Source organism: Mesonia algae (assembly GCF_003253545.1).
Lineage (GTDB): Bacteria > Bacteroidota > Bacteroidia > Flavobacteriales > Flavobacteriaceae > Mesonia > Mesonia algae.
This window is the reverse complement of the sequence record NZ_QKYV01000009.1, coordinates 55,923-78,964: the sequence shown is the minus strand read 5'-3', so window position 1 is coordinate 78,964 and position 23,042 is coordinate 55,923. Positions and strand designations below refer to the sequence as shown.

The 23,042-nt window shown below is 34.4% G+C and carries 26 protein-coding genes; 16 read left to right on the top strand and 10 right to left on the bottom strand.

Going from position 1 to position 23,042, the window contains the following annotated elements; translation table 11 throughout:
• Positions 1 to 58 precede the first annotated feature (58 nt).
• The 4 genes from thiM to tenA are packed head-to-tail and all read left to right on the top strand — an operon-like array spanning position 59 to position 2,960.
• Positions 59 to 862, top strand: a complete 804-nt coding sequence (thiM, locus tag LX95_RS13620; protein WP_111542016.1) for a hydroxyethylthiazole kinase — start codon at positions 59 to 61, stop codon at positions 860 to 862.
• Positions 855 to 1,487, top strand: a complete 633-nt coding sequence (gene thiE / locus LX95_RS13615; RefSeq protein WP_111542015.1) for a thiamine phosphate synthase — start codon at positions 855 to 857, stop codon at positions 1,485 to 1,487. The genes thiM and thiE overlap by 8 nt, the downstream gene beginning before the upstream one ends.
• The gene (thiD, locus tag LX95_RS13610; protein ID WP_111542014.1) at positions 1,484 to 2,326 is read left to right on the top strand and encodes a bifunctional hydroxymethylpyrimidine kinase/phosphomethylpyrimidine kinase; all 843 of its coding nucleotides are present in this window, start codon (positions 1,484 to 1,486) and stop codon (positions 2,324 to 2,326) included. Before thiE ends, thiD begins: the two co-directional genes overlap by 4 nt.
• Complete coding sequence (tenA, locus tag LX95_RS13605) at positions 2,310 to 2,960, top strand: thiaminase II (protein ID WP_111542013.1); 651 nt, start codon at positions 2,310 to 2,312, stop codon at positions 2,958 to 2,960. Before thiD ends, tenA begins: the two co-directional genes overlap by 17 nt.
• A 32-nt stretch (positions 2,961 to 2,992) precedes the next feature.
• Here the strand turns inward: tenA and LX95_RS13600 are convergent, their stop codons facing one another.
• Positions 2,993 to 3,871, bottom strand: coding sequence for a helix-turn-helix domain-containing protein (locus LX95_RS13600; RefSeq protein ID WP_111542012.1), 879 nt, complete (start codon positions 3,869 to 3,871; stop codon positions 2,993 to 2,995).
• Positions 3,872 to 3,963: 92 nt separating this feature from the next.
• On the opposite strand from LX95_RS13600, the gene LX95_RS13595 reads away from it, so the two are divergent.
• From LX95_RS13595 to LX95_RS13550, 10 genes are all read left to right on the top strand, one after another.
• The gene (locus LX95_RS13595) at positions 3,964 to 4,317 is read left to right on the top strand and encodes a DUF983 domain-containing protein (RefSeq protein WP_111542011.1); all 354 of its coding nucleotides are present in this window, start codon (positions 3,964 to 3,966) and stop codon (positions 4,315 to 4,317) included.
• A 173-nt stretch (positions 4,318 to 4,490) separates the two neighbouring features.
• A complete protein-coding gene (locus tag LX95_RS13590; protein ID WP_111542010.1) occupies positions 4,491 to 4,904 on the top strand; it encodes a response regulator in 414 nt (137 codons plus the stop codon).
• A gap of 5 nt (positions 4,905 to 4,909) precedes the next feature.
• Complete coding sequence (locus tag LX95_RS13585) at positions 4,910 to 5,461, top strand: heme NO-binding domain-containing protein (protein ID WP_111542009.1); 552 nt, start codon at positions 4,910 to 4,912, stop codon at positions 5,459 to 5,461.
• Entirely contained in the window at positions 5,445 to 7,811 is a 2,367-nt protein-coding gene (locus LX95_RS13580; RefSeq protein ID WP_111542008.1) for a PAS domain S-box protein, read from the top strand. The genes LX95_RS13585 and LX95_RS13580 overlap by 17 nt, the downstream gene beginning before the upstream one ends.
• A gap of 4 nt (positions 7,812 to 7,815) precedes the next feature.
• Positions 7,816 to 8,139 (top strand): Hpt domain-containing protein, encoded by a 324-nt coding sequence (locus LX95_RS13575; RefSeq protein ID WP_111542007.1) that lies wholly within the window; start codon positions 7,816 to 7,818, stop codon positions 8,137 to 8,139.
• Between the two features lie 6 nt (positions 8,140 to 8,145).
• On the top strand, positions 8,146 to 8,853 hold the full coding sequence (locus LX95_RS13570; protein WP_111542006.1) for a LytR/AlgR family response regulator transcription factor: 708 nt from the start codon (positions 8,146 to 8,148) through the stop codon (positions 8,851 to 8,853).
• Between the two features lie 466 nt (positions 8,854 to 9,319).
• Positions 9,320 to 9,895: a cob(I)yrinic acid a,c-diamide adenosyltransferase gene (locus tag LX95_RS13565; RefSeq protein WP_111542005.1), complete on the top strand. Its 576-nt coding sequence runs from the start codon at positions 9,320 to 9,322 to the stop codon at positions 9,893 to 9,895.
• A 129-nt stretch (positions 9,896 to 10,024) separates the two neighbouring features.
• Complete coding sequence (locus LX95_RS13560; protein ID WP_006989959.1) at positions 10,025 to 10,246, top strand: DUF2795 domain-containing protein; 222 nt, start codon at positions 10,025 to 10,027, stop codon at positions 10,244 to 10,246.
• Positions 10,247 to 10,336: 90 nt separating this feature from the next.
• Positions 10,337 to 13,693 (top strand): preprotein translocase subunit SecA, encoded by a 3,357-nt coding sequence (gene secA, locus LX95_RS13555; RefSeq protein WP_111542004.1) that lies wholly within the window; start codon positions 10,337 to 10,339, stop codon positions 13,691 to 13,693.
• An 85-nt stretch (positions 13,694 to 13,778) separates the two neighbouring features.
• The gene (locus LX95_RS13550; protein ID WP_111542003.1) at positions 13,779 to 14,261 is read left to right on the top strand and encodes a DUF4199 domain-containing protein; all 483 of its coding nucleotides are present in this window, start codon (positions 13,779 to 13,781) and stop codon (positions 14,259 to 14,261) included.
• Between the two features lie 3 nt (positions 14,262 to 14,264).
• Here LX95_RS13550 and LX95_RS13545 read toward each other — a convergent pair whose 3' ends face one another.
• The 4 genes from LX95_RS13545 to LX95_RS13530 all read right to left on the bottom strand — a co-directional run bounded on the left by LX95_RS13545 (position 14,265) and on the right by LX95_RS13530 (position 17,635).
• Positions 14,265 to 14,942 carry a peptidoglycan DD-metalloendopeptidase family protein gene (locus LX95_RS13545; RefSeq protein WP_111542002.1) on the bottom strand — a complete coding sequence of 226 codons (678 nt, stop codon included), beginning with the start codon at positions 14,940 to 14,942 and terminating at the stop codon, positions 14,265 to 14,267.
• A 118-nt stretch (positions 14,943 to 15,060) separates the two neighbouring features.
• Positions 15,061 to 16,554 (bottom strand): YggN family protein, encoded by a 1,494-nt coding sequence (locus LX95_RS13540; RefSeq protein ID WP_111542001.1) that lies wholly within the window; start codon positions 16,552 to 16,554, stop codon positions 15,061 to 15,063.
• Between the two features lie 12 nt (positions 16,555 to 16,566).
• A complete protein-coding gene (locus LX95_RS13535) occupies positions 16,567 to 17,160 on the bottom strand; it encodes a hypothetical protein (protein ID WP_111542000.1) in 594 nt (197 codons plus the stop codon).
• The gene (locus tag LX95_RS13530; protein ID WP_111541999.1) at positions 17,144 to 17,635 is read right to left on the bottom strand and encodes an RNA polymerase sigma factor; all 492 of its coding nucleotides are present in this window, start codon (positions 17,633 to 17,635) and stop codon (positions 17,144 to 17,146) included. Before LX95_RS13530 ends, LX95_RS13535 begins: the two co-directional genes overlap by 17 nt.
• Positions 17,636 to 17,782: 147 nt before the next feature.
• Here LX95_RS13530 and LX95_RS13525 point away from each other — a divergent pair, with 147 nt between their 5' ends.
• Positions 17,783 to 18,370, top strand: a complete 588-nt coding sequence (locus tag LX95_RS13525) for a DUF2911 domain-containing protein (RefSeq protein WP_111541998.1) — start codon at positions 17,783 to 17,785, stop codon at positions 18,368 to 18,370.
• A gap of 71 nt (positions 18,371 to 18,441) precedes the next feature.
• Here LX95_RS13525 and LX95_RS13520 read toward each other — a convergent pair whose 3' ends face one another.
• Complete coding sequence (locus LX95_RS13520) at positions 18,442 to 18,867, bottom strand: organic hydroperoxide resistance protein (protein ID WP_111541997.1); 426 nt, start codon at positions 18,865 to 18,867, stop codon at positions 18,442 to 18,444.
• A gap of 100 nt (positions 18,868 to 18,967) precedes the next feature.
• Here LX95_RS13520 and meaB point away from each other — a divergent pair, with 100 nt between their 5' ends.
• The gene (gene meaB / locus LX95_RS13515; RefSeq protein ID WP_111541996.1) at positions 18,968 to 20,056 is read left to right on the top strand and encodes a methylmalonyl Co-A mutase-associated GTPase MeaB; all 1,089 of its coding nucleotides are present in this window, start codon (positions 18,968 to 18,970) and stop codon (positions 20,054 to 20,056) included.
• Positions 20,057 to 20,070: 14 nt separating this feature from the next.
• Here the strand turns inward: meaB and LX95_RS13510 are convergent, their stop codons facing one another.
• The 4 genes from LX95_RS13510 to LX95_RS13495 are packed head-to-tail and all read right to left on the bottom strand — an operon-like array spanning position 20,071 to position 23,026.
• Positions 20,071 to 20,649 (bottom strand): phosphatase PAP2 family protein, encoded by a 579-nt coding sequence (locus LX95_RS13510; protein WP_111541995.1) that lies wholly within the window; start codon positions 20,647 to 20,649, stop codon positions 20,071 to 20,073.
• A gap of 5 nt (positions 20,650 to 20,654) precedes the next feature.
• Positions 20,655 to 20,882, bottom strand: coding sequence for a hypothetical protein (locus LX95_RS13505; RefSeq protein WP_111541994.1), 228 nt, complete (start codon positions 20,880 to 20,882; stop codon positions 20,655 to 20,657).
• 43 nt (positions 20,883 to 20,925) lie between these two features.
• The gene (locus LX95_RS13500; protein ID WP_111541993.1) at positions 20,926 to 21,660 is read right to left on the bottom strand and encodes a flavodoxin family protein; all 735 of its coding nucleotides are present in this window, start codon (positions 21,658 to 21,660) and stop codon (positions 20,926 to 20,928) included.
• 4 nt (positions 21,661 to 21,664) lie between these two features.
• Entirely contained in the window at positions 21,665 to 23,026 is a 1,362-nt protein-coding gene (locus tag LX95_RS13495; protein WP_111541992.1) for an MATE family efflux transporter, read from the bottom strand.
• Positions 23,027 to 23,042: the final 16 nt, after the last annotated feature.

Here is a 23,042-nt window from a genome sequence, read left to right as displayed (position 1 = left end):
TCATCACTTAAAAAAGTGAGCTTCCTTCAGCCATTTATTAAATTTAAACTCATAAATGATGAAAGAAACTTTATGGAATAATATCACCCAACTTCGAGAAAAATCTCCTTTGGTTCATAATATCACTAACTATGTAGTGATGAATAATACCGCAAATGCTTTATTGGCCGCGGGTGCTTCTCCTATTATGGCTCATGCTCCAAATGAGATGGAAGCCATGATGAATATTTGTCAAGTTTTAGTAGTGAACATTGGTACGCTTGATGATTATTGGGTTACCTCTATGAAAAAGGCTGCTCAACAAGCCAATCAGCTCAACAAACCCTGGGTGTTAGATCCTGTGGGCGCTGGTGCAACTCCGTATCGCGATGAAGTGTTGAGCGATTTATTAAGCTTACATCCCACTATAATTCGCGGAAATGCTTCAGAGATTATGGCGCTTGCCAAACACAATATTACTTCTACAAAAGGAGTTGACAGTTCTGCTGAAAGCAATGAAGCCATAGCTGCAGCTCATATTTTGGATGAAAAATACCAAGCTTGTATTTGCATTTCTGGAGCTACTGATATTATTATAAGTCGGGATAAAGAAATTCACCTCCTTAACGGAAATGAACTGATGACAAAAATTACAGGAATGGGATGTTCTGCCACAGCATTAGTAGCAGCTTTTTCGGTGATTGTTGACGACAGAGCGGAAGCCGTGACTTCTGCCATGGCCATGCTGGGAGTTGCTGGTGAAATCGCTGCACAAGAAAGCAAGGGACCTGGGAGTTTGCAAGTAAATATACTAGATAAGTTATATAGCTTAACGGAAAAAGAATTTATGTCTACGCTAAAACTAGAAGTAAAACGTGGTTAAGTCATTTCCCTATCAACTGTATTTGGTAATTTCTGAAGAAACTTGTGTACACAATCATTTTTTAACGGTAGCCGAACAAGCTGTCAAAGGAGGTGTGGATTTGGTTCAACTTCGAGAAAAAAACACCTCTACCCAGGCATTTCTTCAAAAAGCATTTCAGTTAAAAGAAGTTTTAGATCGGTACAATGTACCCCTCATCATCAATGATCAATTAGAAATTGCACAACAAGTAGAGGCTTATGGGATACACGTAGGCACTTCTGATATCGCACCCACGCAAATCCGTGAAAATTGGAAAAATTTACAATGTTTGGGGTATTCTATCGAAGACATACAGCAACTAGATACGTTAGAGTCTAAAACCGCCGATTATTTGGGCATTAGTCCCGTTTTCAGCACACCAACGAAAATCGATACCATTACTGAATGGGGACTAAACGGCATTCAACAAATTCGATCTATGACCGATAAACCTTTGGTCGCTATTGGAAATATGAATATTCAAAATACGTATGAAGTCATAAAAGCGGGAGCAGATTGTATTGCTGTAGTTTCGGCAATTTGCGCCTGTAGAAACCCAGCGACAGCTGCTGAACAATTAAGAAACGAAATAGAAAAGGCATGATTCAAAAAAAATACACCTACCCCTCTGTACTCACTATTGCTGGTTTTGATGGTAGTGGCGGTGCTGGCATACAAGCAGATATGAAAACCATTTCTGCGCTGGGCAGTTATGCTACCTCGGTATTAACCGCATTGCCTATACAAAACACTACGGGAGTAAAATCTATTTTTAATATCCCTGAAAAGGTGGTGGGCGAACAAATAGACTGTATTTGTGAAGATATTCTTCCTAATGCTATCAAAATAGGAATGGTACACACCCCAGAATTGGTAGAGACCATCGCTGAAAAAATATGTCAGTTTTCTCATATTCCCTTGGTGTTTGATCCGGTTATGGTGGCGACCAGTGGAGATCATTTAATTGAAGAAGAAACCATTCAAAGCATTATTACCAAGTTATTTCCGCTTGCCGATGTTATTACGCCTAACTTAGATGAAGCTGGGATATTGGCCAATATGAGCATTGAAACGGTAGAGGAAATGCATATCGCAGGAAAAAAAATTATGCAACTCGGTTGCAAATCGGTTCTTCTTAAAGGCGGACATTTAAAAGGCGAGAAACTCACTTCTCTTTATTTTTCACCTCACGGAACAATAGAAAGTTTTGAGTTTCCAAAATATAATACTCACAATACACACGGATCGGGTTGTACACTTTCTTCGGCTATTGCTACTTACCTATCTCAAGGAAAAACATTATTAGATGCTGTAAGCTTAGGTCAAGAGTACATACATGAAGCTATTTATAATGGTAGAGATGTAGCAATTGGAAATGGTAACGGACCCGTAAATCACTTTTTTAATCCCAAAAAACTCATTAAAAATGAAATGGACCGATAAAACTTGGACCCAAATTGAACCTATTTACCAGAAGATTATTAAGATGCCTTTTATTGAAGAACTTCAGAAAGGAACGCTTCCGCTAGAAAAATTTCAATTCTATATGAGGCAAGATTCCTTTTACTTAGAAAACTTTGCTCGCAGTTTGGCGCTAATTGGGGCAAGAGCACACCGTGTATCTCATGCTCTAGATTTTATTCGGTTTGCAGAAGGAGCTATTGTAGTAGAAAAAGCTTTGCATGATTCCTATTTTCAAGAATTTGGCCTTAGTCAACGAGGAAGCATTGAGCCTACTACTCATCATTACATCAATTTCCTAAAAAGCACTTCAGCTTTAGATCAAGTAGAAATGGCCATGGCAGCTGTATTACCTTGTTTTTGGATTTATCAAGAAGTAGGGGATTCAATTTACAAAAATCAGTTAAGTGAAGACAATCCGTATCAAAAATGGATAGACACCTATGCTGGAAAAGAGTTTAAAGAACTGGTCATCAAAGCAATAAACATTTGTGATTCGGTAGCTGAGAATTGCACCCCACAGCAACAAGAACGCATGACACAAGCTTTTGTTGAAGCGAGTAAACTAGAGTTTATGTTTTGGGATAGCGCTTACCAGCTTAAAACTTGGGATTAAGAAAATTAATCTGATTTAAGAGGCTTGAAAAATCATCGGTTTTTGTATTTCTTTCTAAACTGAAGCGGACTCATCCCTGTTTTTATTTTAAATACTTTGGAGAAGTAAGCATAATCAGAAAAAGCTAAGGCGTAGGCAATATGAGACAAACTGTCATGAGTATGCACCATACGCCTTTTGGCCTCTAACATACTACGATCCATAATCAACGTGCTTGTGGTTTTATTAACAGTCGCCCTAACCACCCTATTGAGGTGTTTACTAGAAATATTTAATTTTTGAGCATAAAATTGAGGGGATTTTTCTTGTAAGAAATGATGATTGATCAAGGTTTCTAATTGTTCTAAAATTGTTAAATAACTTAAAGATAGGCGCTTTTTATCCCCTAACTCTATAGAATACATTCGGGTTAAATCTATATATATTTGCTGAATTAAGTTGACCAATTTTATCCCCTTAAACAATTGATCGTTTGAATATTCTTCATACAAATTTTCAAAGCTTTGTGTCATTTTATTTCTAGCCTCTTTCAAGACATCTATATAAGGTGGGTTTTGGTAGGAGTAAAAAAATGGGAATGCTTCTAATTGATGATCTAAAAATTTGATTTCATAAAATTCTTTGGTATGAAAAAAAATATAGCCTTGAGGTGAAGTTTTGAATTTCCAAGCATGGGTTTGTCCGGGTTTTAAAAAAAAAACTTTACCTGGTTGAATTTCATAGGACTTAAAGTCAATTTCATGCGTTCCTGTTCCTTCCGTAAAGAGCACACCCACATAAAAATCATGGCTATGAGGATGATGTATTAACTCTTTATTGGTTTTGATATGTTTAGAAAAAGAATTTACATAGATCCCCTGTAAGGGAACAGAAGGTAAAAACTGTTTTAAATTTAAAACTGGAACTTTCATACAATGTCTTAAAAGTACAAAAATAAGCGTAAATACTATAATATGAAAATTAAGGTATAATATTAATTTTGTTCACTCTAATATACTATTTTATGAGCAGCATTCTTGATATTCTTACTTGTAAATGTCCTAAATGTAAAAAAACAAAAATTTTTGAAACCAAAGGAAGTATTTGGCGTTTTAAAATACCATATATGCCTATAAATTGTACGACTTGTAATTACAAGTTTGAACGAGAAACAGGTTTCTTTTTTGGAGCTATGTTTGTGAGTTATGCCCTTGCTGCTGCAGAAATGATTGCATGCTTGGTATTATTTTGGCTACTGATGGACCTCACTCCTCTTATCGTATTTTTTATTGTTGTATTCACCTCTTTTCTTTGTAGCACTTTCAATTTTCGATTAGCTCGTAGTATTTGGATTTATATATTTTATAAAGCTGAGTAAAACTTTTATAGAATATTTTCGTTTATACCTACATACCATCACGACAATGGCTGTCTTGCTATGTTTTGTTGAGGTAAATTACAATTCATCGATAGGAATTGGTATTCTATCTAATTAGGCCGAGCTCATATGATTTTTTTTATGAAATTCAACTTCCTATATAGTTATTGAAAATGAAAAAAAAATTAAGTATTCTTTTAATTGAAGATGATGTGATTGAAGTGATGAAACTAAATCGCACTATTTCCACTTCAAAATTACCCCACGAAATAATAGAAACCAAAAACGGAGAAGAAGCTTTAAACTTTTTAAAAAGTAACAAGAGTTTACCCGATATTATATTATTAGACCTTAACATGCCGAAGATGAATGGTCTTGAGTTTTTAAACATTCTAAAAGAAGATGAGGTTTTAAAATATTTACCCACTATTGTTTTAAGTACTTCTGCCAATCAAAAAGATATTCTAGCTTGTTATAAAGCAGGCATTGCGGGCTATATCATCAAACCTCTTAAATATGAGGATTATGTTCTCAAATTAAGATCACTATTGGAATACTGGAGTCTTAACGAGTTGATTAAAGCCTAATACTTATGAAAGGAATTGTTTTTACTGAATTCTTAGAAATGGTAGAAGAAAGTTTCGGTTTAGAAATACTGGATTATATCATTAACAGTTCTGAGTTAGCATCAGAAGGGAGTTATACCGCTGTAGGCACCTATGATTTTTTTGAGATGCAACAAATGCTGGTTCACTTAAGTGAAGTCACCAAAATACCTGTGAATGATTTAATTTACACGTACGGACTTTACTTTTTTAAAACTATAGAATCTCAACACGCTGATATTTTTCAACACTACACCTCTCCTATTGACTTTGTTTCCTCTATTGAAAACCACATTCACGTGCAGGTAAAAAAAATATATCCTGATGCGGAATTACCTTCTTTCAAAATAGTAAATCAAAATACTCAAGAACTCCAATTGATTTACTCTTCAGAAAGAGCTATGTATATGTTTGCAAAAGCATTGATGGAAAAAACCTTTGAATATTACAAAAAAAATGTCGAAATTAATTTCGAATTACTCAACAATCAAGGAACAAGGGTAATGTTCAAAATAAAAACATATGGAGACATCCAATAAGATTGAAATTTTAGAAAGAGCTTTAATTCGAGAGAAAAATGCAAGAAAAAGAGCAGAAGCCATTCTTGAGAAAAAATCTACTGAGCTCTATAATATTTCTGAAGCCCTAAAAGTCTCCAACAAAAAATTAACCGACCTTCTTAAAGAAAAAACAAATGAATTAGAAGGTGTATTTATTAATATTGTAGATGCTTACGTTCTCATAGATTTAAAAGGCAATGTTCTTAAAATGAATGAAGCCGCTATTCACCTATTAGGCTTTGATTATCGTACAGATAACGTAAATCTCTTAGATTTAGTTGCTCCAAAATATATAGAGTATACCAAAAATGCTTTTAAAACCCTCTACAATGAGGGTGTTTTTACTAATTATCAAGCGGTTATAAGAACTAATAACAAAGTATGCAAACTTGTTCAAATTAACGCTAGTGTTATTTATAACCCCGAAGGAAAACCTATTGCTGCACAAGGAATTGCTCGAGACATTACAGAAGAAACCAAATTAAAAAAACAACACGAAGAGCAAAAAAGACAGTTAGACATCATCATGGATAATAGTCCTGTAGGAATTAGCCTCTCTACTTCTAATTTTAAAAATATTATACTCGCCAATACTATGCTCACTAGTATTTTAGGCTATTCTAAACAAGAATTAGGGAATATTGATCCAAAAAAGCTTACTTATTATAAAGATCGTAAAAAGTCTTCTGAATATATTGATGGATTAATTCAAGGAAAAATAAATTCTTATGCCATTGAAAAGAGGTATGTAAAAAAAAACGGAGAACTTATTTGGGTAAAAACTTCTGCTTCAGCCGTTAGAGATGAAAATGATAAAATGATTTATCAAGTAGCTACAGTAGAAGATATTTCAAAAGAAAAGGCAGCTCTTGAAAAACTTAAAGAGTCTGAAAACAGATTAGCCACCCTAATTGTTAACCTCCAAAATGGTATTTTATTAGAAGATGAAAACCGGAAACTTCTTTTAACCAACCAGCGGTTTTGTAAAATGTTTGGTTTAAAAACTAATCCTGAAGACCTCATAGGTTTAGACGGCAATGAGGTAATAGATAAATATAAAAATAGTTTCACCCAGCCTGAAGAGTTTATTTCTAAAGTAAATACATTATTAGAACATAAAGAGAACGCTTTGAACGATGAATTATTCTTGAAGGATGGGAGGGTTTTAGAACGAAATTACATTCCTATTTACCACGATAATATGTATAAAGGTCATCTTTGGACTTATACAGATGTAACCATTCATAAAAAATACAAAGAGAGCTTAAAAGCTCAAAAAGAAAAATACAGCAGTATTATTACCAATATGAATTTGGGGGTGTTAGAAAATAATTTAGAGGATAAAATTATTTTTTCAAATCAGAGTTTTTGCGAAATGAGTGGATATTCTCAAGAGGAGTTGTTAGGCAAAAAAGCGGTCGATTTATTTTTAACACCAAAATCTACTGAACAGTATTATCAGAGAATAGCGCATAGAGAATCAAATCAACCTGACTCTTATGAATTAGCCATAAGAAACAAAGAAGGAGAAATTAGACACTGGCTTATAAGTACTGCTCCTAATTATAATCTAAAAGGAAATAAAATTGGATCTATAGGCATCCATTTAGATATTACTCAAATTAAAGAACTAGAAAAGCAAAAAGAGATACTGCTAACTAATTTAGAAAAACAAAATGAGCAATTAAATGAGTATGCACATATTGTTTCTCATGACTTAAAATCACCGTTGAGAAACATTTCTGCTTTACTTAGCTGGACTAAAGAAGATTTTGAAGAGAAACTGGGTAAAGAAAGTTTAACCAATCTCGATTTAATGCAAAGCAAGGTTGAAAAAATGGATCTTCTCATTGAAAACATATTAAAATACTCCAGTATTGATAGTGATATTTTAGTAGAAGAAAATATTGATCTCAACCATCTCATTCATACCATTAAAGAATTAATTTATATCCCTAAAGATATTGAGCTAAAGATAATTTCTAATCTCCCTACTATAAAAGCTGATAAAACGAGGATACAACAAGTTTTTCAAAACTTAATTAGCAATGCTGCTAACTATATTGAAAAAAAACACGGACTTATAGAAATTGATTATTCTGAAACTAAAACTCATTATATTTTCTCTGTAAAGGATAATGGTGTGGGCATTGCTAAGGAACATCATGAGAAGATTTTTAAAATTTTTAGTTCATTAAGCAACTCTGAAAAATCTACAGGAATTGGGCTTAGTATTGTAAAAAAAGTAGTAGATCTCTACAAAGGAAAAGTTTGGTTAGAAAGCGAAGTGAATGTAGGAACGACTTTCTTTTTCAGCATAGAAAAATAAAATTATGAATGAATCCCCCACCCTCACTTATATAAATCAATTAGCAGGAGAAAATCTTTATTTTAAAAGTAAATTAATTAATGTTTTAAAAAAAGAATTACCTGAGGAAATTAAACAATACAGAAAGCATTTGAATGAAGGAAAATATCAATTAGCTGCAGATGATGTACATAAACTTAAACATAAAATTAGTATTTTAGGTTTAGAATTAAGTTATCAACTAACAACGGATTACGAAGAGGAGTTAAGGAATAATAACTCTTTTAATAATGGTAATTTTGAAAAAGTACTGGTAACGATGACAAAATTTATTAATGAACTAAAGTGATTTTTTATGAATACTATAATTATTGATGATGAGGAAATGGCACGAGCCATTATTGAACAATTTAGTATTCAAAATAAAAATTTAACTTTATATGCTCAATTTTCTGATGCCATCCATGCTATAAAATATTTAAACCAAAATCAGGTAGATCTTATCTTCTTAGATATTCATATGCCTACATTTAGCGGCTTTGATCTTATACAAACCCTAAAAAATCCTCCAAAGATCATTCTAACCACTTCCGATAGAAATTTTGCCCTAGAAGCTTTTGAATATGATTGCATTGTAGATTATTTGGTAAAACCTATAAGCAAAGACAGGTTCGACAAAGCTGTAAATAAAGCCTCGGCATTTCCTAAGCCCCTTAATCCTACTTTAAAAGAAAATAGCAAGCAAGAATCCAATCAAGATTTATATGTTAATATCGATAGAAGATTGATAAAAATAAATTTCCCTTCTATCTACCTTATTGAAGCAAAGGGTGATTATATTTTAATAAAAACAAACGATAAGAATTACACTGTACATTCTACTTTAAAGAAAATAGAAGAAAAGCTACCCAAAGATTTATTTTTAAAAGTTCATCGTTCTTTCATCATTAATATTAAAAAAATAATCGATATTGAAGACAATAGCGTCTTAATAGAAAAAGACGTAATTCCAGTAAGTAGATCTAACCGGCCAGAGCTTATGAAAAGACTAAATCTTTTATAGCTTAACGAAGTTAAACTACATTTTACCTATACAAGTGTCCCTTTGAACGAAATTAAACGAAATACACACTCGTTTACGCTAACTTTAAACTGACGTAAGTAATTTATATCATAAGTTTTTTTGGTTTAAGCCGGAGGATTTTCCTTCGGCTTTTTTTATTTATTACTCCTCTCCAACAAAACATACCATCAAATCTCCTTTCCTGAGTTTTTCATTTTATAATCACTACGATCACTAACAGCTAGCTCCTCTAATCAAATCATTTTTATCTAACTTTAAATATTATCAGTTAATCTTACCTATTAATTTAATTCCTGAAAATAAAAATCATATCTTTTTATCTAATAATATATCCTATAAACACCTCTGGTTGTACGTTATAGTCCATCAATAAACCTCTTAGGATTATCTTCACAAAAATTTACTTTTAAACCTCTTACTTAATTTGTACTTTTAAAAAAAAACAATGAAAATATATACCAAAACAGGAGATAAGGGAACCACCGCATTATTTGGCGGCACTCGAGTTCCTAAACACCATATTCGCATAGAAAGCTACGGTACGGTAGATGAACTCAATTCTTATATCGGGCTAATTAAAGATCAAGAAATTGACTCCGAACTCAAGACACATTTAAAAAAAATACAAGATAATCTCTTTACGCTTGGCGCGGAATTAGCTACAGATCCAGAAAAAGCACAGCTAAAAAACGGTAAAGAGCGTCTTAATATCGTAAAAGTAAAAGAAGCTGAAATACAATTTCTAGAAGATCAAATAGATCTTATGAATAAGGAGTTACCACAAATGACGCACTTTATACTTCCAGGCGGTCACACCACCGTGTCATATTGTCACATCGCGCGTTGTGTTTGCCGTAGAGCCGAACGTTTAGCCACAGCCTTACAAGAAATAGAGCCGTTTGAAGCTTACATCTTACAGTACCTCAACCGACTATCTGACTACCTATTTGTACTGGCACGGAAGTTGTCTAAAAACTTACAAGCAGAAGAAGTAAAATGGATTCCTACAAAAGAGGCTTAAACCATTTCTTTTTTTAAAATTATTAGTTAAAAAAAATAAGTTCTTAATATTAATGTTGAAATAATAAATTTTTTTCTTGGCTTTTACAATTAAAAATTTATTTTTGCAAAAATTAAACACAAGTATCAGATGTATTGGACATTAGAATTAGCATCCTATTTAAGTGATGCTCCTTGGCCGGCAACGAAAGATGAGTTAATCGATTATGCAATTAGAACGGGCGCTCCACTAGAAGTAGTTGAGAACTTACAATCTATAGAAGATGAAGGTGATTCTTACGATTCTATCGAGGAGATTTGGCCAGACTATCCTACAGATGAAGATTACCTTTGGAACGAGGATGAATATTAAAAAACATACGCAAAAATATCAATTAAAAAGTCTCATTTAGAGGCTTTTTTTTTGCGTAACTTTGAAACATAAATAAATCAAAAACAAATTATGGGTTTTTTAGACTCCGTATTAAAAGTATTTGTTGGTGACAAGTCAGAAAAAGACGTCAAAGCCATTCAACCTATAGTAAACCAAATTAAAGCTTTAGAAGCAGAATTTGAAAAACTATCTCTAGATGAATTAAGGGCAAAAACCACAGCTTTTAAACAAAAAATTGCCGATGCTACCGAAAGCATCAACCAAGAAATTTCTACCCTAAAACAAGAAGCCGAATCTTCTACTGATATTACCAGAAAAGAAGATATATACGCACAAATAGATAGCTTAGAGAAAAACGCTTACGAAGCCTCTGAAGCTATACTTAACGAAATTCTTCCCGAAGCCTTTGCTACCGTTAAAGAAACAGCTAAACGTTTTTTCCATAACGAAACCTTGGAGGTTACCGCTAACGAATATGACAGAGAACTTTCTGCGACTAAAGAATACGTAAGTCTACAAGACGATAAAGCGCTATGGGCTAATACTTGGGATGCTGCAGGAAAGCAAGTAAAGTGGGATATGATTCACTATGACGTGCAACTTATTGGGGGTATTGCGATGCACCAAGGTAAGATTGCCGAAATGCATACTGGAGAAGGAAAAACCTTAGTAGCGACCCTACCTATGTACCTAAATGCCCTAACAGGTAGAGGCGTACACTTGGTAACGGTTAATGATTACTTAGCTAAACGTGATAGTGCTTGGATGGCTCCTTTGTTTCAGTTTCACGGTATCTCTATAGACTGTATTGATTACCACAGACCTAATTCTGAAGCCAGAAGAAAAGCCTATAATGCCGACATTACTTACGGTACTAATAATGAATTTGGTTTTGATTATTTAAGAGATAATATGAGCCACTCTCCTAATGATTTGGTTCAACGTCCTCATAATTACGCCATTGTCGATGAGGTCGATTCTGTATTGATTGATGATGCTCGTACGCCTTTAATTATTTCGGGACCTGTTCCTAAAGGAGATGTGCACGAATTTGATGTATTAAAGCCTCAAATCTCTAAAATTGTTGATGTACAACGTAAATATTTAGTGGGTGTTCTTGCGGAAGCAAAAAAATTAATCGCTTCAGGAGATGTTAAAGAAGGAGGATTCTTATTACTACGCGTTTACCGCGGATTGCCTAAAAACAAAGCTTTAATCAAGTTTTTAAGTGAAGACGGTATTAAGCAATTGCTTCAAAAAACAGAGAATCACTATATGCAAGATAACAACCGCGAAATGCCAAAAGTTGACGCGGAATTGTATTTTGTAATTGAAGAAAAAAACAATCAAATAGACCTTACCGATAAAGGGGTGGAATTTCTTTCAGGAAAAGAAGATCCAGACTTTTTTGTCATGCCAGAGATTGGCATGGAAGTTTCTAAGATTGAAAAATTAAACCTTTCTAAGGAAGAAGAAGTTGAAAAGAAAGAAGAGCTTTTCCGCGATTACAGCGTAAAAAGTGAACGTATCCATACGCTTAGACAATTATTAAAAGCTTATACCCTATTCGAAAACAATACCGAATATGTGGTCATGGATAATAAAGTAAAAATTGTAGATGAGCAAACCGGTCGTATTATGGACGGGCGTCGCTATAGTGATGGGTTACACCAAGCTATTGAAGCTAAGGAAAATGTAAAGATTGAAGATGCTACGCAAACCTTTGCTACAGTAACGCTTCAAAATTACTTTAGAATGTACGGTAAACTTTCAGGAATGACAGGTACCGCAGTAACAGAAGCTGGAGAATTCTGGGAAATTTATGAATTAGATGTGGTAGAGATTCCTACCAACCGTCCTATTGCTAGGTTTGACAGAGAAGATTTAGTTTACAAAACCAAAAGAGAAAAATACAATGCGGTAATTGAAGAAGTTACCAAACTCTCTCAAGCTGGAAGACCTGTATTAATTGGTACGACTTCGGTAGAAATTTCTGAATTATTAAGTAGAATGCTTAAATTAAGAAATGTACCCCACAATGTCTTGAATGCAAAACTGCATAAAAAAGAGGCCGATATTGTTGAAGAAGCTGGTAAATCTGGTATTGTAACTATTGCTACCAATATGGCAGGTCGTGGTACCGATATTAAATTAAGCAAAGAAGTAAAAGAAGCAGGAGGTCTAGCCATCATAGGTACAGAACGTCACGATTCTAGACGTGTAGATAGACAGTTAAGAGGTCGTGCTGGTCGTCAAGGAGATCCAGGAAGCTCTCAGTTTTATGTTTCTTTAGAAGATAATTTAATGCGTTTATTTGGTTCTGAACGTATCGCCAAGTTGATGGATAGAATGGGACTTGAAGAAGGAGAGGTGATTCAACACGGGATGATTTCAAAATCGATTGAAAGAGCGCAAAAGAAAGTAGAAGAAAATAACTTTGGTGTCCGTAAGCGTTTATTAGAATATGATGATGTTATGAACGCTCAGCGTGAGGTCATTTACAAACGTCGTTACCATGCGCTATTCGGAGAACGTCTTCGTGTAGATTTAGCCAATATGATTTTCGATATTTCGGAATCTATTACAGAAAGCAATAAAAATGCAGCTGATTTTAAAAACTTTGAATTTGAATTGATTCGTTATTTCTCTATGGATTCTCCTGTAGATGAAAAAGAATTTGAAAAACTCAAAATTCAAGAATTAGCAGGTAAAGTATACAAAGCTGCTTATGCTAATTATGAAGAACGCATGACGCGCAATGCTGAAATGGCTTTCCCAGTAATTAAACAAGTGTACGAGCAGCAAGGAAACAAGTTTGAACGTATTGGAGTTCCTTTCTCTGACGGACAAAAAACACTTCAGGTTACTACGAACCTAGAAAAGGCTTATGAGACTGAAGGTAAGCAACTTGTTAATGACTTTGAAAAGAATATTACGTTAGCTATTATTGATGATGCTTGGAAAACTCACTTAAGAAAAATGGATGAGTTAAAGCAAAGTGTTCAGTTGGCAGTGCACGAACAAAAAGATCCTTTATTAATTTATAAGTTTGAAGCTTTTGAGTTGTTTAAAGGCATGTTGGATGAAGTGAATAAAGAAGTGATCTCATTCTTATTTAAAGGTGAAATTCCGCAGCAGCAAACACAAATTCAAGAAGCTAGAGAAGAAAAGCCTAAAGAAAGACTAGAAACCAGTAAAGAAGATATTCCTAATATGGATGAAAGAGCAGCACAAAATAGAGCTGCAGGAGAACAGGCTAGTCAGCAGCAACCTGTTACCGAAACTATTGTTAGAGATCAGCCTAAAATTGGTAGAAACGATAAAGTGACGATTAAAAATGTAAGATCGGGTGAAAGCAAATCTGTTAAATACAAACAAGCTATTCCCCTTATCGAAAAAGGAGAATGGGTGCTTACCGATGCTTAATCCTCAATTTTTATTTAAGGTTTAAAAAAATCCCAATCGAAATGATTGGGATTTTCTTATTTTTGAGGCTTAATCTTATTATCGCATGAAAAATTTTAAAACTGAGATCAAGTGGGCTATTATTTTTAGTATAGTTACTTTATTATGGATGTTTCTTGAAAAAAATGTAGGTCTTCACGGTAAGCACATTTCGCAACATGCGATTTACACCAATTTGATTGCCATCCCATATATTATTATTTTTTACTTAGCGATAAGAGAGAAAAAACAAGAATACTACCAAGGCATTATGAGTTGGCAACAAGGCTTAATTTCTGGAGGGATTATGTCGGTTTTAATTGCTCTATTAGCTCCGCTTGTCCAGTATATTGTTTCTACCATCATTACTCCCGATTATTTTAATAATGTGATCGCCTATGTGGTCGATCAAGAGCGTATGACCGAAAAAGCGGCCAGAAACTACTTTAATCTAAAATCGTATATGATTCAATCTGCTTTTGGAGCTTTAGCGATGGGAGTTGTTACCGCTGCAATTGTTTCTCTATTTTTAAAAACCAAAAAGAAATAAGGCTTAAGGTAATTTTAAAAGTAAATTAGGGTTAGGGCAGTTTTCTGTATAAAAAGCTAGGTCTTTAACAGCACAAACTCCTGGATAATCTCCTCTATTTCCTTCTAAATCTCGTATGATCTGAAAATGTAGATGCGGAGCATAATCACCATTAACGCTAGCATCTCCCAAATACCCTACAACACTTCCTTTTTCTAAAACGTCTCCAGTTTGTATTCCGTTAAGGGAGCTTAATGTTAAATGGCCATATAAAGTATAAAACCTATGTGCTTCTAATGAATGTTCTACAATTATAGTTGGTCCATAATCTCCATGATTTTGGTTGTTTTTAAAGCTATGTATTTTTCCGTTTAACGGAAGTAAAACTGGCGTATTTGCAGGACACCAAACATCTACACCCAAATGAATATTTCTACTGTTTTCCTTATCGGAAGTAAAATAAGTGCTTCTCGCATATAAGTTACGTTCTTCTAAATACCCTCCATAAGCCACTTTTTTATCGTGACTGATTAAGTACTGTGTGAGGTAATCTTGAAAAACTTTAGAAGAGCTCGTATCTACCTCTTTTAAAGCGGATTGACAAATAGACAAATCGACCGGTATATAATCCGCTAAGGTCTTATGATTAACTATTGGAGTAAAGTCTGGCGTAAGCGAATTCAGGTAAGCGTTGAAATTCATAAATTCTAAGGTTGCTACAAATAAAAATAGTCTTGTCTAAAAGACAAAACTATTTCTATAAAGCACCTTTACCAAACTTCTTAGCAGAAAAATTTTAGGTGTATGACAATAGGCACTTTTACTTAATCACCAAGTCACTAAACTTAGCGTTAATCATAATATTACTATCTGTGTTTCTAGATTTATGATAACCATTAATCAGTTGATTTCCGTAGCTATCCATTTTCTTTGTTGTTAATTGATTTGGAATTCTTATATCACTTCTAGAGCCATTGTAAGTAAAGTTAAAGGAAGATTTAGGCAGACTCAAAACCAAATCGCTGTTCTCTAAACTAATATCTAATTGAGCAAAATCATCACTTACATTTTTAATATTTAATTCTCCAAAAGACCCCGAGATAATCCCTGTCTCCTCAATGGTTCCTATATTAACATCACTCCCGTTAGAAGCAATTTTAATACTCTTAGCTTTATTAATCTTACTTTCTTTTACGTAGTTCATTTGTATACTCCCGTGTTGCCAATGTTCTATTTTAAGCGGAGAATAAGCGATATTTAGCTTATTATCTTTCCCTAATATCCCTTGAGCTTTAAAATTAGCATGAGAAACCGAAGCATTTAAATGAGAAACATCGTCTTGTAAATCTACATCTCCATAACGAATGTCCATACGCAATACCGCTTCTTTAGGCATTTTAATAACAATGGTTCTTCTTATACTATTGTTATCTGCCATAGATTTAGGTCGAATCATGTTTCCGCTAGAGTAGGTTACGGTGGTAGATTTATTTCCGTTAGGGTGAACTACGACTTGCTTTTTTAGGTTTCCTCCATTTTCATCAAACTGTTGTGCCCAAGCTTCCATCCTCGCACCATATTGCTCTCCCCATTTCTCCATTTCTTTACCAAAATTCTCTCCCCACTTTTCTATAGCAGCTCCGTGAGTTTTTTCAAAATTATTCATTCGAGCTTCTAATTGTTTGGACCATACTTCTGCATTCTGTTCAAAGTTTTTCCCCCACTCTTCCATGGCTTTTTCAAAATCTTTCCCAAAACTCTTCTCCACTTGGGCTTCATATTTCTCAATATAATCTTCGCCCTCATTTTGATATGCTTCATAATCAAATTTTAAACCGCTCATACTTTCATAAAAACGCGCTGGCAACTTTACATCTCCCATTTTCTCTAACATAGGCCCTACTAAATTAACCATTAAGGGTTCGATCAATTCACTATTTAAGCCTTTTAAACTAGCCATAGGCATAGATTGTGGATGATTTCTTAACCCCGGACCAAAATTAGGAATAGGCCCTCTTGAAATGACTGAAACCCCATTGCTATTCCCCAATACTTGAATCTTCCATTCTTTGGCAATTTGTTTTACTTCTTCTTTAGAAAGCTCATCGGCTTCTACATAAGCTTCTACATCTATCGTATTTCGATTCCAAGTTTCTACAACTACGTTGGTATGTTTGGTATCTAACTTTACGGTAGATTCATTATCGACTTTGTAGGACTCTGTGAGCTTCTCTACTTTTTCTTGTGCCACAGCACCATATCCTAAGAACACAAAACTTAAGGTTCCTAAAATGATTTTTAATTTATTGTTCATCATTGCTTTTTTTTATATGTTCACTCCTTGTATACTCTCTCTAGAAGCTTGCTTAATTTCACTTAATTTACTTTTAAGTTTAAATAGCAACTCCAACCTTAACTCTAGGTTATTGATGAGAGAATTGACAGAGGTTTCATTAATACCTGATTCATCAATTTCTTCATTGAGACGCGTATACTCCTTATCTAATCCTTCTAGCTGCAGCATAAAAGAATCGATAAGCTCTTTATTATCATCGGTAATTGTGAGTTGTGCTAATTCTGCATTAATATTAGCCAAGTAATAATCTTCTACTTTTTTAAATTGTGGAGAAACGTCACTTAAATATATAGGAGTAGCTTCCACACTTTGCGTAGGAGTCTGGGTGACCATAGGTACCACCGGACTCGTTGTTATAAGCTGATTCTTCAAAAAGAAACCTGTTGCTAACACCACCACAAGAACTGCTGCTATTTTCATCCATAAATAAGAGGTGCTTTTTTTCTCTTCTGGTAATTCTTCTTCCAAAAGATTTAAAAATCTCTTTTCGTGTCCCTGTGGCAACGTAGGTCTCTGGGCAGAATATTTTTCTTGATTCATTAACTCTCTAAGATCCTGTGCCATTATATAAATGTTTTAATTTTTGTTGTAATTTTTTCTTTCCTCTATGTACCAGCGTTCTCGATGAAACCGAAGTAATTCCTAAGATTTCTGAAATTTCATCGTGATCATATCCTTCTATTAAAAACAGCATCATAGGATATTTGTAACGTTCTGGCAATTCTTCAATTTCACTTTTCACCTGATCGATGGTGATATCGTCATTAATATTCCAGTTATTGTCTTCTTCTACTGTCCCCAAGGTTTGCTCGTTGATCGCCGTAAAATTCATTTTTTTAGCTTTTAGCATATCAATACTTTTATTGATCACGATACGCTTAAGCCAAGCGCCAAAAGTCACCTCTCCTGTAAACTGATGCAGTTTTACAAAAGCCTGTATAAAAGACTCCTGCATGGCTTCTTCGGCTTCAAAAGAATTTTTTAAAAACCGAAAAGCGACATAATACATGGCATCACAATACTTATTATAGAGCTTCATTTGCGCTTTTCTGTCGTTTTTCCGACAAGCTTCTATGAGTTCAGTTTGTAACAAAATATTCTGGTTAGTTGCTATTCATTTATAAAGACGAAACTTAATTCTTTTTGTTGCAATTTTGCTGAATAATTTTATCTTTAAAATAAAAAAATGTCGAAAAAGTTTAGATACGCCATTACCTTCTTCATCGTTTTAATATTAGGTGGAACTATTGGTTTTTACATTGTGAAGAACCAAACCAAATCTTTAAGTCCAGAGGAAACCATTACCTATAGACACGATAATCTTAAAGTGAATGTTTTTTACAACCGTCCTTATAAAAAGGAGAGAGAGATTTTTGGAAACCTTGTTCCTTATAATAAAGTATGGCGAACTGGAGCGAATGAAGCGACCACTTTTAAGGTGAATCAAGATATTATGGTTGATGGATCTTTGTTGGAAGCAGGAGAATACACTTTATGGACCATCCCTAACAAAGATTCTTGGAAAGTAATCTTTAATAAAAAAATGTACGCCTGGGGTATTGACCTCACCACTGAGGATGCTGCTCGCGATCCTGATTATGACGCATTAACTATAGAAGTGCCTGCTCGTGAAAAATTAAATGTGACCGAACAGTTTACCATTTATTTTGACCGACAACAAGAAATGCACATGCTTTTTTTAACCTGGGATAAAACTTTTATAGCCATTCCTTTTAATAAATCTAGGAGTGTAGATACCACTACCGAAGTATAAATGCCATAACTTAGTGAAATAAAAAAGCCCAAGATTTAATATCTTGGGCTTTTTCTTGAATGTAAACTGTATTACTCTTCTAAAAGTAAGTTAAGCGTTACATCAATATTATCTCTAGTAGCTCTAGAAAACGGACAAACTTCGTGTGCTTTATTCACCAAATCTTCTCCTGTTTCAACATCTACTCCAGGAATGTAAGAATCTAAAATCACAGCCAATTGATAGTTTCCTTTCTCGGTTTTCCCAATACTTACCGATGCTGTTACGCTAAAATCCCCCATATCAACTCCTTCTTTTTCTGCGATAGATTGTAAAGCACTACCATAACAAGCAGAGTATGCCGATGCAAAAAATTGCTCTGGATTGGTTCCTTCTCCACCATCACCTCCCATATCTTTAGGGACACTCAAGTTCATATCTATTTTTCCATCATCCGTTTTAACGCTTCCAGAACGTCCACCTTCAGCAGTTGCTTTTGCGGTATAAAAAGTTTTCATTTTATTCTATTTTTATCAGTTAATTTATAATTTCAAGATAGAAAGGAATCGTACGCTTTTCAAAAATGAATTCATAAATTTGTCCTAAATATTTTTTCCTATGGCAGCACCTAAAAATAAATCCGCTTTAAGCGAAAATGAAAGTCCGTCTACTCCAAACAGCATCGGGCAAAAAAGTGCTGAAAAAATTAAAGCTTTACGGAAGAAAAAACTAGATATTGATCAGTTATTACAAGACATCCTTAACGGAAACAAAACCGCACTAAGCAGAGGGATCACTTTAATAGAAAGTAAGAATGTAAAACATAACGATCAAGTCAATACTCTAATTGAAGGTTGCCTACCACACGCCAACCAATCGGTACGTATTGGAATTACAGGTGTTCCTGGCGTAGGAAAAAGTACCTTTATTGAAGCTTTCGGGAATTACCTCATCGAAAAACATGGTAAAAAAGTAGCCGTACTTGCGGTAGATCCTACCAGTAGCGTTTCTCACGGAAGCATTTTGGGCGATAAAACCCGTATGGAAGAATTGGTAAAACAAGAAGATGCTTTTATACGACCGACTGCCTCTGGTGATTCTTTGGGCGGAGTCGCACAAAAAACCCGAGAATCTATCATCTTATGTGAAGCTGCAGGTTTCGATACGATTTTAATCGAAACCGTAGGCGTAGGTCAAAGTGAAACCATGGTGCATAGTATGACCGATTTCTTTTTGTTGCTAAAGTTAGCCGGAGCGGGAGACGAATTGCAAGGCATAAAACGAGGTATTATGGAAATGGCAGATTCCATTGTCATCAATAAAGCCGATGGAGAAAATAAACGCCCTGCCGAACGTGCAAAATCTGAGTTTAGAAAAGCTCTTCACCTCTATCCCATTAAAAACAGTGAATGGAAACCCAAAGTTTTATTGAGCAGTGCGTTGCACAACCAAGGGATTGATGAAATTTGGAAAATGATAGAAAGTTATGTAAGCTCTACGCAAGCCAATAATTATTTTTACGATAACCGAAAAGAACAAAACAAATTCTGGTTGTTACAAACCATCAACGAACATCTAAAAAGCAATTTTTATAATCAACCCAAAATAAAAATAGCTTTACAACAACAATTAACAGCCATAGAAAATAATAAAACCACGCCTTTTGAAGCGGCTAGTTATTTGCTGAATAAAGCCAAGGAGTTGTAATCAAAAACCCAACCTTAAACGGTTGGGTTTTGTGTTTTAAAATATTTATAGTTAATAAATTTAAAAAGCTGATAAAATATTACGCCAATTAAAGTCCCAATTACTATTCCTGTCAAAACATCACCTGGATAATGCACGCCAACGTAAATGCGGCTATAACTTACCACCAATGCCCAAATAAGCATAAAGGCAAAAATATATTTATAAAAACGCTTTAAAAGCAAGCCTATAAAAATAGCCAGAGCGGTACTGCTTGCTGCGTGAGCTGAGAAATAACCATATCGACCGCAACGCACCGCGATATAACGCGCTTGTTCTATAAAATCTTCTTGGCAAGGTCGGGGTCGTTGAAATCCGTGTTTAAACACGTTGGCTAATTGATCGGTACAGGTAATCATTCCTGCTACCAATACTAAAATAACTAGCGTAGGTTTTAAGCCGTAGCTTTTATAAAGCAGGTAAAGTAAAACCGCATATAAAGGAATAGAAGCTAATTTATCGGTAATAAAAAGCCAAAAACCATCCCAAGTAGTTGTTCCTAGATTATTAAGAAATATAAATAATTCTTCATCTAGTTGCATTAACTCATCCATAACAACTAATCTTGGTAACGTTCTACTTCACGATCATAGAATTGAGACGCTTCTTCAATTAAAATTTCCGCTTCACTAGCCAATTCTTTTTCATCGTTAGCATCAAAATCTTCCAGCCATTCTACCTCATCATCTTGTAAATTGATGATAAAACGAGGAAACTGAGTATGTACTACAAAAATAGCATCAGGAAAATCGGTGTTATCGGCTAATAAGTATTTTGGGAATTCCATAAAGGGCGGTAATATTTAATTTTGATAGTTTTATTTATTTTTCTTAACGATACTCAGGATTTTCAAATTCCCAACGAGAGCCATCGTCCCATTTTTCTCGAGAATTTCCGTAATTGGAGTATCCGTTTTGCTGTTTTAGTGTACTTGCTAAATGAAGCAAATTATAAGTCATAAAGGTAGTATTTCTATTGGTAAAACTAGAATCAAAACCTACTGGAGGTTGCTTTTTTTCTCCTTTCCATTCGGTGTCTCCATAACTAGGGCCTGGTCCTACTTCACCAATCCAACCGCAATCTGCTTGAGGCGGAATAGAATAACCTACGTGTTGCAGGGAATATAAAATACCCATAGCACAATGTTTTACTCCATCTTCATTTCCTGTGATAATACAACCTCCTACTTTTCCATAAAAAACATATTGTCCTTTATCATTTGTTTTTCCGCTCATAGCATATAAACGTTCGATAAGTTTTTGACATATAGAAGATTTCTCTCCTAGCCAAATAGGTGTTCCTACAACCAAAATATCTGCATCCATTATTTTTTCAAATAAGGCTGGCCATTCATCGTTTTCCCATCCGTGTTCGGTCATATCAGGATATACTCCCGTAGCTACATCGTGATCTATTAATCGGATTTCTTCTACACTCACATTTTCTTTTCCCATAATTTCTTTAGAAACCTGAATAAGTTTAGAGGTATGACTTTTTTGCGGGGATTTTTTTAAGGTACAATTAATATAAATTGCCTTTAAATTACTGAAATCTGGCTTTTTCATCTTTTTACATTTTAGGTGCTATGGTAGCATGTTGAATCATTTTTTTACTAAGATAAGTAAACCGAATATACAACATTATTGCCGAAGCAGATAAACCTGCCAAAAGTCCTAACCAAATTCCCATACTTCCTAAGGCTTCTGCTTTCCCTAAATAATAAGAGATTGGGAAACCAATAATCCAATAGGAAATAAAGCAAATCATCGTTGGCATACGTACATCTTGCAATCCGCGTAAAGCACCTAAAATTACTACTTGCAAGCCATCACTCAATTGAAATAATGCCGCTACAATTAACAGTTGTGAGGCTAAAAAGATAACTTCGGCATTATCGATATAAATTAGAGGCAAGAGGTCTTTTAGCAAAATAAAGCCAATTGCAAATATCGCTTCTATGAAAAAAACCAACAGAAAGGTAGAGATAGCAATTCTTCTTAATTCTTTAAAGTTCCCCATCCCCTTTTGATTACCCACACGTATAGTTGCCGTAACTCCTATCCCTACCGCAATCATAAATGTCATGGAGGATAAATTGAGCGCCACTTGATTAGCCGCTTGAGGGTTTGTTCCTAAGGTTCCTGCTAAGAAAATAGAAGCGGTAAAAATTCCTACTTCAAATAACATTTGTAAAGCTGTAGGAAAACCTAAATCCCACAAACGTTTAAATACTTTCTTTTGAAGTGATTTTTTGGCCCATACAAAATAGGTGGCGAATTTTTTCTTCGATTTTAAAATATAGAAGAGAAAAAAGAGCATAAATACTCGAGAAATCAAAGTCCCTATTGCCGCTCCTTCTAATTCTAAACGAGGAAAAATCCAAACCCCGTAAATTAGCAAATAATTAAAAAGCACATTAACTAGGTTGGCTATAATCGTAGCGTACATCGCATACTTAGTTTGTGAAAGCCCGTCGCCAAACTGTTTAAAAGCTTGAAAAATCATTAATGGTATTAATGAAAAAGCAACTATATCTATATATGGCATCGCAAGGTTGACCACTTCTTCAGGTTGACCTAAATGATACAATAAGGGTTTACACGCTAATAGTAATAGAAAAAGTAGAATTCCGTTAAGGCAACACATCACAATCCCATGTTGAAAAAAAGAACGTCCTTTTTCAATATCATTTGCTCCATCTGCCTCTGCAATAAGCGGGGTAATAGCAAAACTAAAACCTATACCTATAGAAAGCGCTATAAATACCAAACTGTTTCCTAATGAAACTGCAGCCAATGGCGCGGCCCCTAATTGCCCTACCATAATATTATCTGCCAATCCTACTAAAACATGGCCTAACTGCCCCATCATTACAGGAAAAGCAATGTTTAGATTTTTCTTAAACTCCTTGGTATAATTAGATAGTTGCAACTTGCTAGATTTTGGG